Here is a 13,347-nt window from a genome sequence, read left to right as displayed (position 1 = left end):
ATGGTGGACACAGCAGCGCAGCCGGTCTCACCGCTCGACCGGCCCTTCGGCGACGATCGGCCCGCCCGGCTCGCGGTACTGCCGGCGGACCCTGCCGCCGACGCGGTCCTGGCCGAGCTGCGTGCCGCGCTGCCCGCCGACCGGCTGCTCACCGACCCCGACACGATCGGCCCCTACGTCCACGACGAGGCGGAGTGGGCGGAGTACGGCACCCCGGCGGCGGTGGTGCGCCCGCGCAGCACCGCGGAGGTGGTCACGGTCGTCGGAGCCTGTGCGCGGCACCGGGTCGCGGTCGTGCCGCGCGGTGCGGGCACGGGCCTGTCGGGCGGAGCGAACGCCGTCGACGGCTGCATCGTGCTCAGCCTGGAACGGATGAACGAGATCGTCGAGATCGACGCGGGGGAGCGGCTGGCCGTCGTGCAGCCGGGCGTCGTCAACGACCATCTGCGCGCCGCCGCGGCCGAGCAGGACCTCTGGTACCCGCCGGACCCGGCGAGTGCGCCGTGGTCGACGATCGGTGGCAACGTCGCCACCAACGCCGGTGGGCTGTGCTGCGTGAAGTACGGCGTGACCCGCGACTACGTGCTGGCGCTGGAGGTCGTGACGGCCGCAGGTGAGGTCGTGCGGGTCGGGCGGCGCACGGCGAAGGGCGTCGTCGGCTACGACCTGGCGGGGCTGATGGTGGGCTCGGAGGGGACGCTGGGTGTCGTCACCGAGGTGACCGTCCGGCTGCTGCCGCTGCGCACCACGCCACCACGCACGGTCGTCGGGTTCTTCGACTCGCTCGCCGACACCGGTGCCGCCGTCGCGGCCGTGACCGCGGCGGGTCTGCAGCCTGCGGTGTTCGAGCTGATCGACCGGCACAGCCTGCAGGCGGTCAACCAGTGGCGCAACGCCGGCCTGCCCGAGAACGCCGCGGCACTCCTGCTCGCCCAGACCGACCTCCCCGAACCCGCCGCGACGGCAGAGGCGGAAGGCATCCTCGCCGCGTTCGAGGCGTGCGGGGCGAAGGACGCGATGATCTCGACCGACGCCGTCGAGGCCGATGCCCTGTTCGAGGCCCGGCGCATGGTCTACCCGGCGCTGGAGCAACGGGCCGACGCGGTCCTCACCGAGGACGTCTGCCTGCCTCGCCGGCGCCTCGCCGACATGCTCGCCGAGGTCGAGCGCATCGGGGAGCGTCACGACACGTTCATCGCCAACGTCGCGCACGCCGGCGACGGCAACCTGCACCCGCTGATCATCGTGGAGCGGGGCGACGACGACGCCCGGCGCCGCGCCCAGGCGGCGTTCGAGGAGATCATCGACGCGGCCCTCGCCCGGGGCGGCACGGTGTCCGGCGAGCACGGCGTCGGCCTGCTCAAACGCTCGGGGATGCGCCGCGAGCAGTCGCCTCAGGTGCTGGCGATGCAGCGGGCGATCAAGGCGGCACTCGACCCGCTGGGCATCCTCAACCCCGGCAAGGTCGTGGGTTGAGAACCGGGCGGACCGGGCACGCTCACGCATGCGTTCCGCCACCGACCTGTCCACGACCGCCCGCACCTACCGCGCCCCCGCCGGGGCGAGCGCGCCCCGGCTGACCGGGCTGCGCGGGGTGACCGCGGCGGCCGAGCCGGCCGTCGTCACCGAGACGCAGCGCTACGACACCGACGACCTCCGGCTCGCCGCGGCCGGTGTCCGGCTGGAGCTCGTGTCGGGAGCCGACGACGCCCAGTGGCGGCTGCGGCTGCCCGACGAGGACGACGTGATCCGGCTGCCCGCGGTGTCGTCCGAGGTGGAGGGCGTCGACCCGCACAGCCCGCCCGCCGAGCTCGACGAACTGGTCCGCGGTGTGCGCAGGGACCGGCCGCTGCGTCCCGTCGGCCGGGTCCGCTTCGTGACGACCACGACCCGGCTGCTCGCTTCCGGCAGCCCGCGCGCGTCCATCGACCGCGAGGACGTCACCGTGGCGACGATGGGGGCGTCGACGACCGTCGACACCTGGACGGAGTTCGCCCTGCACCCGCCGGCCCGTGGCGCGGCGCTCGCCGCGGAGCTGGAACGCCGCCTCGGGGACGTCGGCGCCGTCGCCGCCGGCCCCGCCGCGGACAGCCGTCTCGACGAGCTGCTCACCCCCGCCCACCCGCACCGGGTCCGGCGCGGCAGGAAGGGCACCGCCGGCCGGGTGCTGGTCGACTACCTCGCCGAGCAGGTGGACACCCTTGCCGCGCAGGACATCCGCGTCCGCCGCGACGAGCCCGACGCCGTCCACCAGATGCGCATCGCCTCGCGCCGGCTGCGCAGCGCCCTGCAGGCCTACCGGCCGCTGCTCGACCGCGACCGCACCGACCCGCTCGTCGACGAGCTGCGTGAGCTGGGCCGCACCCTCGCCCCCGCCCGCGACGCCGAGGTGCTGCGCGAGCGGATCACCGCCGGCATCGACGGCCTCGACCCCACCCTCGTGCTCGGCCCGGTGAAGGCGCAGGTCGCCCGGCACTACGCCCGCGTCGAGGCCGAGGCCCGCGCCGCCGTCCTGGCCGAGCTCGACGGTGACCGCTACGCCCGGCTGCGCACCGCCCTCGACGACCTGCTCGCCGACCCGCCCCTGTCGCCACGCGCAACGAGGCCGGCGGACAAGGAGCTGCCGACGGTCGCCGCCCGCACCGCACGGCGGCTGGAGAAGGCCGCGGCACGCATGGAGGCCACCCCGGACGACGACGAGGCGATCCATCGCGTCCGCAAGGACGCCAAGCGGATGCGCTACGCCACCGAGCTCGCCCGGCCCGCCGCGCCGAAGAAGCAGGTCGCCCGGTTCCGCAAGGGGCTCAAGGGGTTGCAGACCGCTCTCGGCGAGCACCAGGACTCCGTCGTCTCCCGCGAGGCCCTGCGCGAGCTCGGGGCGCAGGCCCACGCGGCCGGCGACAACGGGTTCACATTCGGCGTGTTGCACGGCCACGACCGGGCCATGGCCGCCCTCGTCGAGGCCCGGCTGCCCGGGCTGTGGGACACCGCGTGGGCGAAGAAGTCGCGCCGCTGGCTGCGCTGAGCACCGGGCCGGGACAATCGTCGACGTGAGCGCCGACGTGAGCGAGCCCCGGGACCCCGTCACCGACCTGCGCCGCATCGCGTTCCTGCTGGAACGCGCGCACGAGTCGACGTACCGCGTGCGTGCTTTCCGCGGTGCCGCGTCGGTGCTGCGCCGCAAGTCCGTCGACGAGCTGGCGCAGCTCGCCGGGTCGGGCGAGCTCGTCCGGCTGCGCGGGGTCGGTGACGTCACCGCGCGGTGCGTCGAGGAGTCGCTGGCCGGGGAGGAGCCCGTCTACCTGCGACGGCTGCGCGCCACCGAGGACACCCCGCTCGACGAGGTCGCCGCGACACTGCGGGCGGCCCTGCGCGGCGACTGCCACTCCCACACCGACGCCTCCGACGGCGGCTCCCCGCTGGCGGAGATGGTGGAGACCGCGATCGACCTCGGTCACGACTACCTCGTGATCACCGACCACTCGCCGCGGCTCACGGTCGCCAACGGCCTGTCCGCCGACCGGCTGCGCGCCCAGCTCGACCAGATCGCCGAGCTCAACCAGGCCCTCGACGGCCGGTTCCGGGTGCTCACCGGCATCGAGGTCGACATTCTCGACGACGGCGCCCTCGACCAGCAGGCCGACCTGCTCGAGCGGCTCGACGTCGTCGTCGCCAGCGTGCACTCCAAGCTGCGGATGGTGAAGCCGGAGATGACCGCGCGGATGCTCGCCGCCGTCGCCAACCCGCTCGTCGACGTGCTCGGGCACTGCACGGGCCGGATGGTGACGGGCCGGCGCAAGCGCCCGGAGTCGGAGTTCGACGCCCCCGAGGTGTTCGCCGCCTGCGCGGAGAACGGGGTGGCCGTCGAGATCAACTCGCGGCCGGAGCGGCTCGACCCGCCCAAGCGGCTGCTGCGTCTCGCCGTCGAGGCGGGGTGCGAGTTCACGATCGACACCGACGCCCATGCCCCCGGCCAGCTCGACTGGCTCGACAACGGCGTGACCCGCGCGGTCGCCTGCGGGGTGGACCCGGCGACGGTCCGCAACACCTGGACGGCCGACGACCTGCTCACGGCCCACGCCTGACTCGCCGGGGGCGGGGCCGCGGTGGGGTGCGACGCCGCCCGGGGCACGCCCCCGGACTTCAGGCACGGCACGAGGGGCCGCCGCCGGACCGTACGGACGGAGCAGTCGCACAGCTCCGTGGCCCCACTGTGCCGTTCGTCCGGGGAGGTGAGGGCGCGGCGGCGGAGCTCAGCCGCTGCGGAGCTTCGCGTCGCCCAGCAGCGAGAACACCCGGATCGGATGACCGGGGTGCCCGGGACGCGGGGGACCGGGGCGAGGTCGACGCGCCGGTCGCCGAGCAGGGTGAAGCCGACGAGCTCCGCCTCCACCCCGTCGGGTACGACGACCTCGGTGTCCCCGATGACCGACCAGACGTCGACGGTGACCGGCTCCGCACCCTGTTCGGTGACGACGGCGCCGCGCAGGTCGAGCTCGACGTCGCCGATGAGCAGTATCGCGGTCGTCTTCCGGCGCAGGCCCCAGCGGCCGCGGCGGCGGATGTCGCCGATGACGCTGACGAGCGTCGAGCGTGCGGGTGAGGTGCTGCCGACGACGGGTGCTGCGGGCAGGTCGGCGACGACGGCGTCGAGCTCGGCCGGGTTCCGGGCCGCCCAGACGAGCGCGGCACGGTCGGTGAACTCGTCGAGGGTGAGCCTGCCCTCGCCGACGGCACGTTCGAGCTGGTCCTGCGTGGTGCGCCGGGCAGGATCGAGCGACTCGGGCGGCTGGGCATCGGGCGGCTGCGCGACCGTCATGACCGCCACCTTAGCCCTGTCCGTGTCCGATTCGTCCGGACCGCGGCGCAAGCGAGAAGTCCGCGAAGTCGAAACCGGGTGAGACGACGCAGGTGATCAGCGCGGGCTCGGCGCCGAGCAGCCGAGCGGTCTGCCACACCCCGGGCGGAACCTCCCGCTGCGGCAGGGTGCCGGGCCCGAGCACCGACTCGACGGGCGCGCCGGGCGCGGCGCCGTCGCCACCCAGCGCGAGGCCGACAGGTGCCCCGGAGTGCCAGCACCACAGCTCGGTCGAGCGCACGCGGTGCCATGCGGAGACGTCGTCGAGCAGGTAGAGGATCGCGGTGGCGGTGGGGCGCGGCCCGTACGGGGTCCCGATCGTGGCGGGGGCGGTCCAGGTCCGGCGGTACCAGCCGCCCTCGGGGTGCGGGGCGAGGTCGAGGCGGGCGGCGAGGTCTGGGACGGTCACGGCCCAAGTGTCGCTGAGACACGTCCGACTACCCACCGCGCTCGCTGCGCGCAAGTTCTCGTCGACATCGCCACGATCGAGGTACACGTCCGAGTGGAAGGGTTCCCGCACGGTGACGAACTGAGGTGAAATGGGAGTCGTCGCGGGACGGGAGGGGCAAACGGTGCGAAAGTCGGTTTCGTCCCCTCCGAGGCGCCTGCGACCCCTGAACGTGAGCGGCGGCGGGCGAAAGGATCTGGGGCCGTCCGCCGCCGCTCACGGCCCACGTCCCGTCAGGAACCCGGTACCAGGGACGCAGCCAGTTCCGCCGCGGTGGGCGGGTCGGCCCCGCGCCGCGAGCAGGTGATCGCCGCGGCCCGGACCGCACCGTCGAGCACAGCGTCGAAGTCGGCGGAGCCGATGGCGCGCAACGCCTCCCGCGCCGACGCGCCCAGCAGGCCGCGGCCGTGCAGGCCGGCGAGCAGCCCCGCGGAGAACGTGTCGCCCGCTCCGACGGTGTCGACGACGTCGACGGGCCGCCCCGGCAGCCGCGTCCGCACCCCGCCCGCGGTGCCGGCGAGCACCCCGTCGGCCCCGAGCGTCACCGCGACCACCGCCGCGCCCCGGGCGATCCAGTCGTCGACGACCGCCTCGTAGGGCGTGCCGGGCAGTAGCCAGTCGGCGTCCTCCGAGCTGACCTTCACGACGTCGGCCACCTCGAGGACCTCGTGCACCACGGCGAGGACGTCGGCGGGTGTGCCCATCAGCAGCGGCCGGCAGTTGGGGTCGTAGCTGATCGTCGTGGTGGGGGCGGCACGGCGGACGAGGTCGCGCAGCACCGCGCCGCCGGGGGCCGTCGTCAGCGCGAGTGACCCGGTGTGGAGGGCGACGACGGAGCCGTCGAGGGCATCGGCCAGCTCGGCGGGCGTCCACTGCCAGTCGGCGGTGCCGTCGACGCGGAAGTCGTAGCTCGCGACGCCACGCCCGTCGACCTCCACCACGGCCATCGACGACGGCTCGGCGGCCGCGACGACGTGGCCCAGGTCGACCTCGTTGCGTTCCAGGTGGGCGCGCAGCCTGCGGCCGAGGAGATCGTCGGCGAGGCGGGCCAGCATCCGGACGGGGACGCCCAGGCGGGCCAGCCCGACCGCGGTGTTCGCGGGGCTGCCGCCGGGCGCGAGCTCGTGGTACCCGGCGACGGGGGCGGGCACGATGTCGACGAGCGCCTCCCCGGCGACGGCGACGACCCCTGATGCGACGACCCCCGATGCGGACACCGTCAGTCCTGGTCGGACCGCTCGACGGAGGTGGGGTCCTCGGTGTTGTCGGGCTCGGCGTCGACGGCCTCGGACGTGGCCTCCGGCTCCTCCGCGACGATCTTCTCCAGGTTGTCGAGCACGCCGTCGAGGATCGCGGCCAGCGCCTTCGGGGCGAACCGGCGCTCGAAGAACCCACCGATGCCGCTCGCACCCTGCCACGTCGAGGTGACCGTCACCTTGCAGGTGATGGGCGGGCCCGGGGCGACCTTCCACGTCGTCACCATCGTGGAGTTGCGGTCGGTCTCGACGATCTTGTCGTGCATCGGCAGCGACACGTCGACGAGGACGTCACGCGCCCGCTTGCTGGTGGCCTGCAACGTCCAGCCCGCGACCGTGCCCTCGCCGACCGTGCCGCTGTGCAGCACGTAGTCGCGATAGTGGTCGGTGAGGATGCGGGGTCGGACCGTCTCGTAGTCGGCGAGCATGCGCCGGACGCGGAATGCGGGGGCGGAGATGGTGCGCGTTGCGGTGGCGGTGACGTCGGCCATGCCCACCATCCTGCCGGGCGTGTCGTCGGCCCACGACAGCGGCGTCGCCCAGCGTCGCCGGTCCTGTCGCCCAGCGCCGCCGGTCGCCTGTCGCCCAGCGCCGCCGGTCGCCTGTCGCTCCGCGGGCAGGACCGGCCACCCGGCGTGATAGGCATTGCCGGATGCGCGGCCGTCGGATCCCGGTGCTCGTCCTCGCCGGATTCCTGGGCGCGGGCAAGACGACGCTGCTCAACCACCTGCTCGCGCACAGCGCCGACGTGCGGATCGGGGTGATCGTCAACGACTTCGGCAGCATCGGGATCGACGCGATGCTCGTCGGCGGCCAGGCCGACGGCGTCGTCGCGCTCGGCAACGGTTGCCTGTGCTGCGAGGTCGGCGAGGAGGGCATCGGCCCGCTGCTGGAGAAGCTGGCGGGTCCGTCGTCGGAGGTCGACGTGATCATCATCGAGGCGAGCGGCATCGCGGAGCCGGGGGCGCTGGTACAGCAGGTGCTCGGCGCGGGCGCCGCGCGCACCACGTTCGGCGGGCTGGTGCAGGTCGTCGATGCCGCCGAGTACGAGGCGTCCCGCACGCAGCACCCGCAGCTCGACGCGCATGTCGGGCTCGCCGACCTGATCGTGCTCAACAAGGCCGACCGCGTCGATCCGGCGACGCTGTGGCGGGTACGCCGGACGTGCCGGGAGGCCAACGGCCGGGCGCCGATCGTCCCGACGAGCCACGGCGTCGTCGATCCCGCACTGCTGTTCGACATCCGTGTCGTCCCGGGGCGGCAGCTGATGCTGGCCGCCGACCACGGCGGCGACCACGTTGACCACGGCGGGCACCTGCACACCGCCTACGAGGCGGTGGAGTTCGTCACCGAGCGCCCGATCGACCCCCGCCGCCTCGTCGAGCTGCTCGACCGCAGGCCTGCCGGCACGTACCGCGTGAAGGGCTTCGTCGACTTCGGGGTCGCGGGGTACCGGCAACGGTTCGGGCTGCACGCCGTCGGCCGCTACCTGCGGTTCGACCGGACGCCGTGGCCCCGCGGGGAGCCGCGGCGGACGGGCCTGGAGTTCATCGGATCGGGGGTGGACGGCGACGCGCTGCGGTCGGCGCTGCGTGCCTGCGAGCGAGCCGGACCCGCGGATCCGGACGACATGCTCGCTGTGCTGCGGTACACGTTCGAGAAGTGAGCGGGTGCGGGATACCCGGGAGTAACCTGCGCCCATGGTCCGTGAATGGGCCCGGCTGCGGGCGTGGCGGGTGGCGTTGCGAGTCGTCTTCGGACTGCCCCGTCCGCTGAAACGCCTGGTCGCGGGCCCGCCCGTGTGCATCGACGACCAGCAGCTGGACCTCGACCTGCAGCTGCTCAACCGCGTCGGCGACGTGCTGTCGTCGGAGAACGAGGACCGCCTCGGCGAGGCCGCCCTCGCCGAGCAGCGCCGCCAGGCCGACTTCGCCGCCGAGATCGTCTCCGTCGGCGCCCCCGACGACATCGAGACCCTCGACCTCACCGTCCCCGGCGCGACCGGCGCGCTCGCCGCGCGGCTCTACGTGCCCCCCGCGATGCCCGCGAGCTCCGGGATGATCGTCTACTTCCACGGCGGCGGGTTCGTGCTCGGCAGCCTCGGCTCGACCGACCCGCTGTGCCGGCTGCTGGCCGCCCAGTCGCAGCTGCGGGTGCTGTCGGTCGACTACCGGCTCGCGCCCGAGCACCCCTACCCGGCCGCGCTCGACGACGCCATCGCCGCGTTCGCCCACGTCGCCACGCATGCCGACGAGTTCGGCGCCGACCCCGACCTGCTCGCGACCGGGGGCGACAGTGCCGGCGCGAACCTCGCGCTCGTCGTGGCCCACCAGGCGGGCGATGCCTACCCGGCGCCCGCATTCGTCCTGGCCCTCTACCCGGCCACCGACGCCGAGCGCGCCGCCGGCGGATCGCGCGACCTGTTCGGCAGCGGATTCGGGCTCACCGCCGAGTACCTCGCCGAGCTGGAACGTGCCTACCTGCCCGACGGCATCCCCGTCGACGACGCCCGCGGCGCCATCCTGCGCGCCGACGACCTGTCCGGGATGCCGCCGGTCTACCTGTCGACGGCGGGGTTCGACCCGCTGCGTGACGAGGGCGAGGAGCTCGCCGTCCGGCTGCGCGAGGCCGGCGTCCCCGTGCTGGCGCGCCGGTTCAGCGGCCTCGTCCACGGCTACGCCAGCTTCACCGCGATCAGCGCGGCCGCCCGCGACGCCACGCTCGACGCCGCCAGTGCCGTGCGCGCCGGGCTGTCGCTCGCGGTGCGCGGCCGTGACCGGGTCGCCGCCGGCAGGATGTCCGCGGGGAGTATGGAGCGGATCACCCGCGCGGCGGGCTAACACCGCGACGGGTTCGCCGATACCCGTGTGTAGCAGTCGGCCTTCGCACGTGAACGGACGAGCACGATGGATCGACCCGCCGCCGGGCGGCACCCCCTGCAGACGCTGGTCCGCACCCGACGTGGCTTCGTCGTGTTCGATCCGCGGATCGTCGACGGCACCCACTACTCGATCGACGACCACGGCACGCTCGTCCACGACCGGGTGCCCGCGGGCGCGACCCTCGGTGTCGTCGTCGCGGCGGGCGTGGCCGGTGCGACGTTCGTCGGCGACGGCTGGTGGCGGCTGGCGTGGCTCGGTGTCGGGCTGCTCGCCGGCGCGGTGCTGGCGGCACTGCTGCTGGGGGTCGTGCACCTCGTCGACAGCCCGGAACGTCGCTACCGGAAGCTGACGGGATCGCGGCGGTTCAGCCGCAGCGTCACCGACACGACCGACCCGTCGACGTGGCGGCTGTGCGTGCTCGGCTCCCGGGTCGCGGAGAGCCGGGCGTGGCGCAGCGGGCTCATCGACCCCGACCGGCTGCTCGGCCCGCTGCTGTGGTCCGGGCTGTCCGAGGGACCCGGCAGCGAGCGCGACCGGGCGGTGCGCGACACGCTGACCGAGCTCGCCGAGGTCGCCACCGAGCTGGACGCGACGGGCCCCGTGCCGGCCCTGCGCACCGTGCCCGGCGGGGCCGGTGCCGCCGACGGCACCCTCGACCGGGTCGTGGTGCTGCGGGCCCGCGCCGACGCCCTGCGCGACCGGCTGCTGCGCTGCGCCTGACCTCCCCGACCGGCCGGGGACATCCGTGCGCGAACGCCGCTGATCATCACTGGGGAAGAATTTCGGCCCTCCCGGGGGCCACGGGGGGACGCTACGGTCGGGCGGACGGCCGGCGCGCGCCGGCGACCTCCGAACGGCAAGGGAGCCTCATCCGATGATCTTCATCGCGCTCAAGGCGAAGATCCGACCCGAGAAGCGGGACGAGTGGCTCGCCGGCATCAAGCAGTACACCGCCGACGTCAACGCCGAGCCCGGCAACATCTCCTTCGAGTACTTCGAGTCCACCGAGCACCCGAACGAGTTCGCGATCCTCGAGGCCTTCGTCGACTCGGACGCCGGGTCCGCGCACGTCGCGATGGACCACGTGAAGAAGTTCTTCGAGTGGATGCCGTTCATGGTCTCCGAGCGTCCGAAGATCATCTACCAGGAGCTCGACGGATGGAACGACATGGCCGAGGTCACCCCGGCCGAGTGAGCCCGTCCGCACCCGGGTCCCGTCGCGGCGGGGCCCGGGTGGCGGTCGCCACCCAGGCCCCCTCGATCAAGGGCGGGTCAGGGTAATAGGCCGCGTCTATGATCGTCGCGTGCCCGGCGACGTGCTGATCCGCCAGCTCGAGTACCTCGTCGCGCTCGGCCGCGAACGGCACTTCGGGCGGGCCGCGGCGGCGTGCCACGTCAGCCAGCCGACGCTGTCGGCCGCGATCCGCAAGCTCGAGTCCGAGCTCGGCGCTGTGATCGTGCTGCGCGGTCGGCGGTTCGAAGGGCTCACCGACGAGGGCGAGCGGGTCCTGGGCTGGGCGCACCGCATCCTGTCCGAACGCGACGCCCTCTACTCCGACCTCGACCGGATGCGCGGCGGGCTCACCGCCACCGCCCGCATCGGCGCCATCCCGACGGCGATCCCGGCGACGCCGCTGATCACCGAGCTGTTCGGCAGGCGCAACCCGCTCGCCCGGGTGCGGATCGAGGCCCTGCCGTCGCGGGAGATCAGCAGGCGGCTCACCGAGTTCGAGCTCGACGCCGGCGTCACCTACCTCGACGACGAGACCCCGCCCGGCACACGCCGGGTCGAGCTCTACCGGGAGCGCTACCTGCTCCTGCTGCGTGACGACGACCCGCAGGCGGCGAACGACGTCGTCGAGTGGGAGGTCGCCGCCCGGCTGCCCCTGTGCGCGTTGACGACGTCGATGCGCAACCGGCGCATCCTCGACGCCACGATGGCCGGGGTGGGGGAGCGTCTCGACCCGGTCGTCGAGGCCGACAGTGTCGACGGGCTCTACGCCCACGTCGCCACGCGCCGGCTGGCGTGCATCGTCGCGCACACGTGGCTGCACGCGTTCGGCGTCCCCGCCGGGATGTGCGCTCGGCCGCTGCTGGAGGTGCGGCCGCGGCCGGTCGTCGGGCTGATCGTGCCGGCGGGCGAGCCCGCGTCGATCCTGGCCGAGGCGCTCGTCGACGTCGTGACCGGCGCCGACATCGGACGCCGTCTCGAGGAGGCCCTGCCGCAGGCCTAACGCCCGAGGAACGCCTCCGCGCGCCGCACCCAGCCGGCCAGCTCGTCGTCACCGGTGACCGCCTCCGGCGCGACGACGACGAACGCCTCGACGACCTTCGTCCCCATCCGCAGCGGCTGCACACCGGCCTCGGCGAGCGCCGCGTCGCGACCCTCCGCCCCGACGCGGACCATCAGCCCGCCCGCGGTGACCCCGCAGCACATCCGGCCGTCGACCATGAACGAGCGTCCGCCGACCATCCGCTTCTCGACGACGTCGGCACGTCCGTCGAACAGCGCGCGGAGCCGGGTGAGCAGCGGGTCGTCCACGACGAGCAGCTCACCACATCGCGGAACAACACGCCGTCGCCGCGTCGCTGAACCAGGCAGGACAACGAGAGGAACGACATGACCGCGAAGGTCTGGTTCATCACCGGCGCGTCCCGCGGTTTCGGCCGCGAGTGGGCGATCGCCGCACTGGAGCGGGGCGACTCGGTCGCGGCCACCGCCCGCGACACCTCGACGCTCGACGACCTCGCCGCCGAGTACGGCGACCTGCTCCTGCCGATCCGGCTCGACGTCACCGACCGCGAGGCGGACTTCGCCGCCGTCGCCGCCGCGCACGAGCACTTCGGGCGGCTCGACGTCGTCGTCAACAACGCCGGCTACGGCCACTTCGGACTCGTGGAGGAGCTCACCGAGGCCGAGGCGCGCGACCAGCTCGAGACCAACCTGTTCGGGGCCCTCTGGGTCACCCAGGCGGCGCTGCCGTTCCTGCGGGAGCAGGGGTCCGGGCACATCCTGCAGGTGTCGTCGATCGGTGGGATCAGCGCGTTCCCGCTGGTCGGCATCTACCACGCGTCGAAGTGGGCGCTGGAGGGCATCAGCCAGTCGCTGGCCCAGGAGGTCGCGCAGTTCGGCATCCACGTGACGCTGATCGAGCCGGGCGGCTTCTCCACCGACTGGGCGGGCGCCTCGGCGCGGCACTCCGAGGTCCACCCGGCCTACGAGAAGTTCCACGCGGAGGTCCAGGAGGCGCGCAAGGCCCGCGTCGGGACGCCCGGCGACCCGACGGCGAGCGCCGCCGCGGTCCTCAAGGTCGTCGACGCGGAGCAGCCGCCGCTGCGGATCTTCCTCGGCGCGGCCCCGCTGGGCATCGCGGAGAAGGACTACGAGTCCCGGCTCGCGACGTGGCGCGAGTGGCAGCCCGTGTCGGTCGAGGCCCAGGGCTGACGGGTCACACGGTGTCGTAGCCCGTCGGGACCGCGTCCATGAAGCACCGGGCCGAGGACCTCCTCCTGGGCGATCGTCGAGGAGTTGTCGACGTTGCCGACCACCGTCGGCTCGACGAACCAGCCCTTCTCCAGGTGCGCGGGGCGGCCACCGCCGGTGGCCGGCGTCGCGCCCTCGGCCGTGCCCTTCTCGATGTAGCCGAGCACCTGGTCGCGTTGACATGACATGGCGAGCGGCCCCATCTGGGTGGCCTTGTCGAAGGGACCGCCCACCCGGAACTGCAAGAACGTCGGCGCCAGGGCCTCGACCAGCTCGTCGTGGCGGTGCCGGCTGACGATGATGCCCGGCGCCGCTGGTGGACGGAGTGAAACGGCCGTGCACATCCGCAGATGCGGATGTGATGCAGGCGCTTTTCCCAGCCTGCCGCGGTCGGCGACTCGGCACGCCGTCCACCACCG

At 73.9% G+C, this 13,347-nt stretch carries 13 protein-coding genes and 2 pseudogenes; 9 read left to right on the top strand and 6 right to left on the bottom strand.

Features of this window, described 5'->3' with window-relative positions; all coding sequences use genetic code 11:
- The 3 genes from TOK_RS13705 to TOK_RS13695 are packed head-to-tail and all read left to right on the top strand — an operon-like array spanning position 1 to position 4,085.
- Complete coding sequence (locus TOK_RS13705; RefSeq protein WP_253258374.1) at positions 1-1,476, top strand: FAD-binding oxidoreductase; 1,476 nt, start codon at positions 1-3, stop codon at positions 1,474-1,476.
- Positions 1,477-1,504: 28 nt separating this feature from the next.
- The gene (locus tag TOK_RS13700; RefSeq protein ID WP_098958242.1) at positions 1,505-3,025 is read left to right on the top strand and encodes a CYTH and CHAD domain-containing protein; all 1,521 of its coding nucleotides are present in this window, start codon (positions 1,505-1,507) and stop codon (positions 3,023-3,025) included.
- Positions 3,026-3,050: 25 nt separating this feature from the next.
- Positions 3,051-4,085 carry a PHP domain-containing protein gene (locus tag TOK_RS13695; RefSeq protein ID WP_253258373.1) on the top strand — a complete coding sequence of 345 codons (1,035 nt, stop codon included), beginning with the start codon at positions 3,051-3,053 and terminating at the stop codon, positions 4,083-4,085.
- A gap of 554 nt (positions 4,086-4,639) precedes the next feature.
- Here the strand turns inward: TOK_RS13695 and TOK_RS35360 are convergent.
- The 4 genes and pseudogenes from TOK_RS35360 to TOK_RS13670 form a co-directional block, all read right to left on the bottom strand.
- Positions 4,640-4,819 (bottom strand): annotated as a pseudogene (locus TOK_RS35360) (DUF1707 domain-containing protein); the annotation flags it as partial.
- 10 nt (positions 4,820-4,829) lie between these two features.
- Positions 4,830-5,267, bottom strand: coding sequence for a cupin domain-containing protein (locus TOK_RS13680; RefSeq protein WP_098958240.1), 438 nt, complete (start codon positions 5,265-5,267; stop codon positions 4,830-4,832).
- Between the two features lie 272 nt (positions 5,268-5,539).
- Entirely contained in the window at positions 5,540-6,523 is a 984-nt protein-coding gene (locus TOK_RS13675) for a carbohydrate kinase (protein WP_098958239.1), read from the bottom strand.
- 95 nt (positions 6,524-6,618) lie between these two features.
- A pseudogene (locus tag TOK_RS13670) lies at positions 6,619-7,053 on the bottom strand (SRPBCC family protein); the annotation flags it as partial.
- Between the two features lie 161 nt (positions 7,054-7,214).
- Here TOK_RS13670 and TOK_RS13665 point away from each other — a divergent pair.
- The 5 genes from TOK_RS13665 to TOK_RS13645 all read left to right on the top strand — a co-directional run bounded on the left by TOK_RS13665 (position 7,215) and on the right by TOK_RS13645 (position 11,678).
- The gene (locus TOK_RS13665; protein ID WP_098958238.1) at positions 7,215-8,228 is read left to right on the top strand and encodes a GTP-binding protein; all 1,014 of its coding nucleotides are present in this window, start codon (positions 7,215-7,217) and stop codon (positions 8,226-8,228) included.
- A 34-nt stretch (positions 8,229-8,262) separates the two neighbouring features.
- Positions 8,263-9,402, top strand: a complete 1,140-nt coding sequence (locus TOK_RS13660; protein WP_098958237.1) for an alpha/beta hydrolase — start codon at positions 8,263-8,265, stop codon at positions 9,400-9,402.
- A gap of 66 nt (positions 9,403-9,468) precedes the next feature.
- Positions 9,469-10,164, top strand: a complete 696-nt coding sequence (locus TOK_RS13655; protein ID WP_098958236.1) for a hypothetical protein — start codon at positions 9,469-9,471, stop codon at positions 10,162-10,164.
- A gap of 154 nt (positions 10,165-10,318) precedes the next feature.
- The gene (locus TOK_RS13650; protein ID WP_098958235.1) at positions 10,319-10,639 is read left to right on the top strand and encodes a putative quinol monooxygenase; all 321 of its coding nucleotides are present in this window, start codon (positions 10,319-10,321) and stop codon (positions 10,637-10,639) included.
- Between the two features lie 109 nt (positions 10,640-10,748).
- On the top strand, positions 10,749-11,678 hold the full coding sequence (locus TOK_RS13645) for a LysR family transcriptional regulator (protein WP_098958234.1): 930 nt from the start codon (positions 10,749-10,751) through the stop codon (positions 11,676-11,678).
- On the opposite strand, the gene TOK_RS13640 is transcribed toward TOK_RS13645, so the two are convergent.
- Positions 11,675-11,986 carry a TfoX/Sxy family protein gene (locus tag TOK_RS13640; protein WP_098958233.1) on the bottom strand — a complete coding sequence of 104 codons (312 nt, stop codon included), beginning with the start codon at positions 11,984-11,986 and terminating at the stop codon, positions 11,675-11,677. The two genes, TOK_RS13645 and TOK_RS13640, sit on opposite strands and share 4 nt — an antisense overlap.
- A 78-nt stretch (positions 11,987-12,064) precedes the next feature.
- Here TOK_RS13640 and TOK_RS13635 point away from each other — a divergent pair, with 78 nt between their 5' ends.
- Positions 12,065-12,889: an SDR family oxidoreductase gene (locus tag TOK_RS13635; protein WP_098958232.1), complete on the top strand. Its 825-nt coding sequence runs from the start codon at positions 12,065-12,067 to the stop codon at positions 12,887-12,889.
- Here TOK_RS13635 and TOK_RS13630 read toward each other — a convergent pair.
- Positions 12,826-13,272, bottom strand: a complete 447-nt coding sequence (locus TOK_RS13630; RefSeq protein WP_098958231.1) for an aldehyde dehydrogenase family protein — start codon at positions 13,270-13,272, stop codon at positions 12,826-12,828. The genes TOK_RS13635 and TOK_RS13630 overlap by 64 nt on opposite strands.
- Positions 13,273-13,347 lie beyond the last annotated feature (75 nt).

Origin of the sequence: Pseudonocardia sp. N23, from assembly GCF_002583555.1 — a bacterium.
Lineage (GTDB): Bacteria > Actinomycetota > Actinomycetes > Mycobacteriales > Pseudonocardiaceae > Pseudonocardia.
This window is presented reverse-complemented; position numbering and strand designations above follow the sequence as displayed.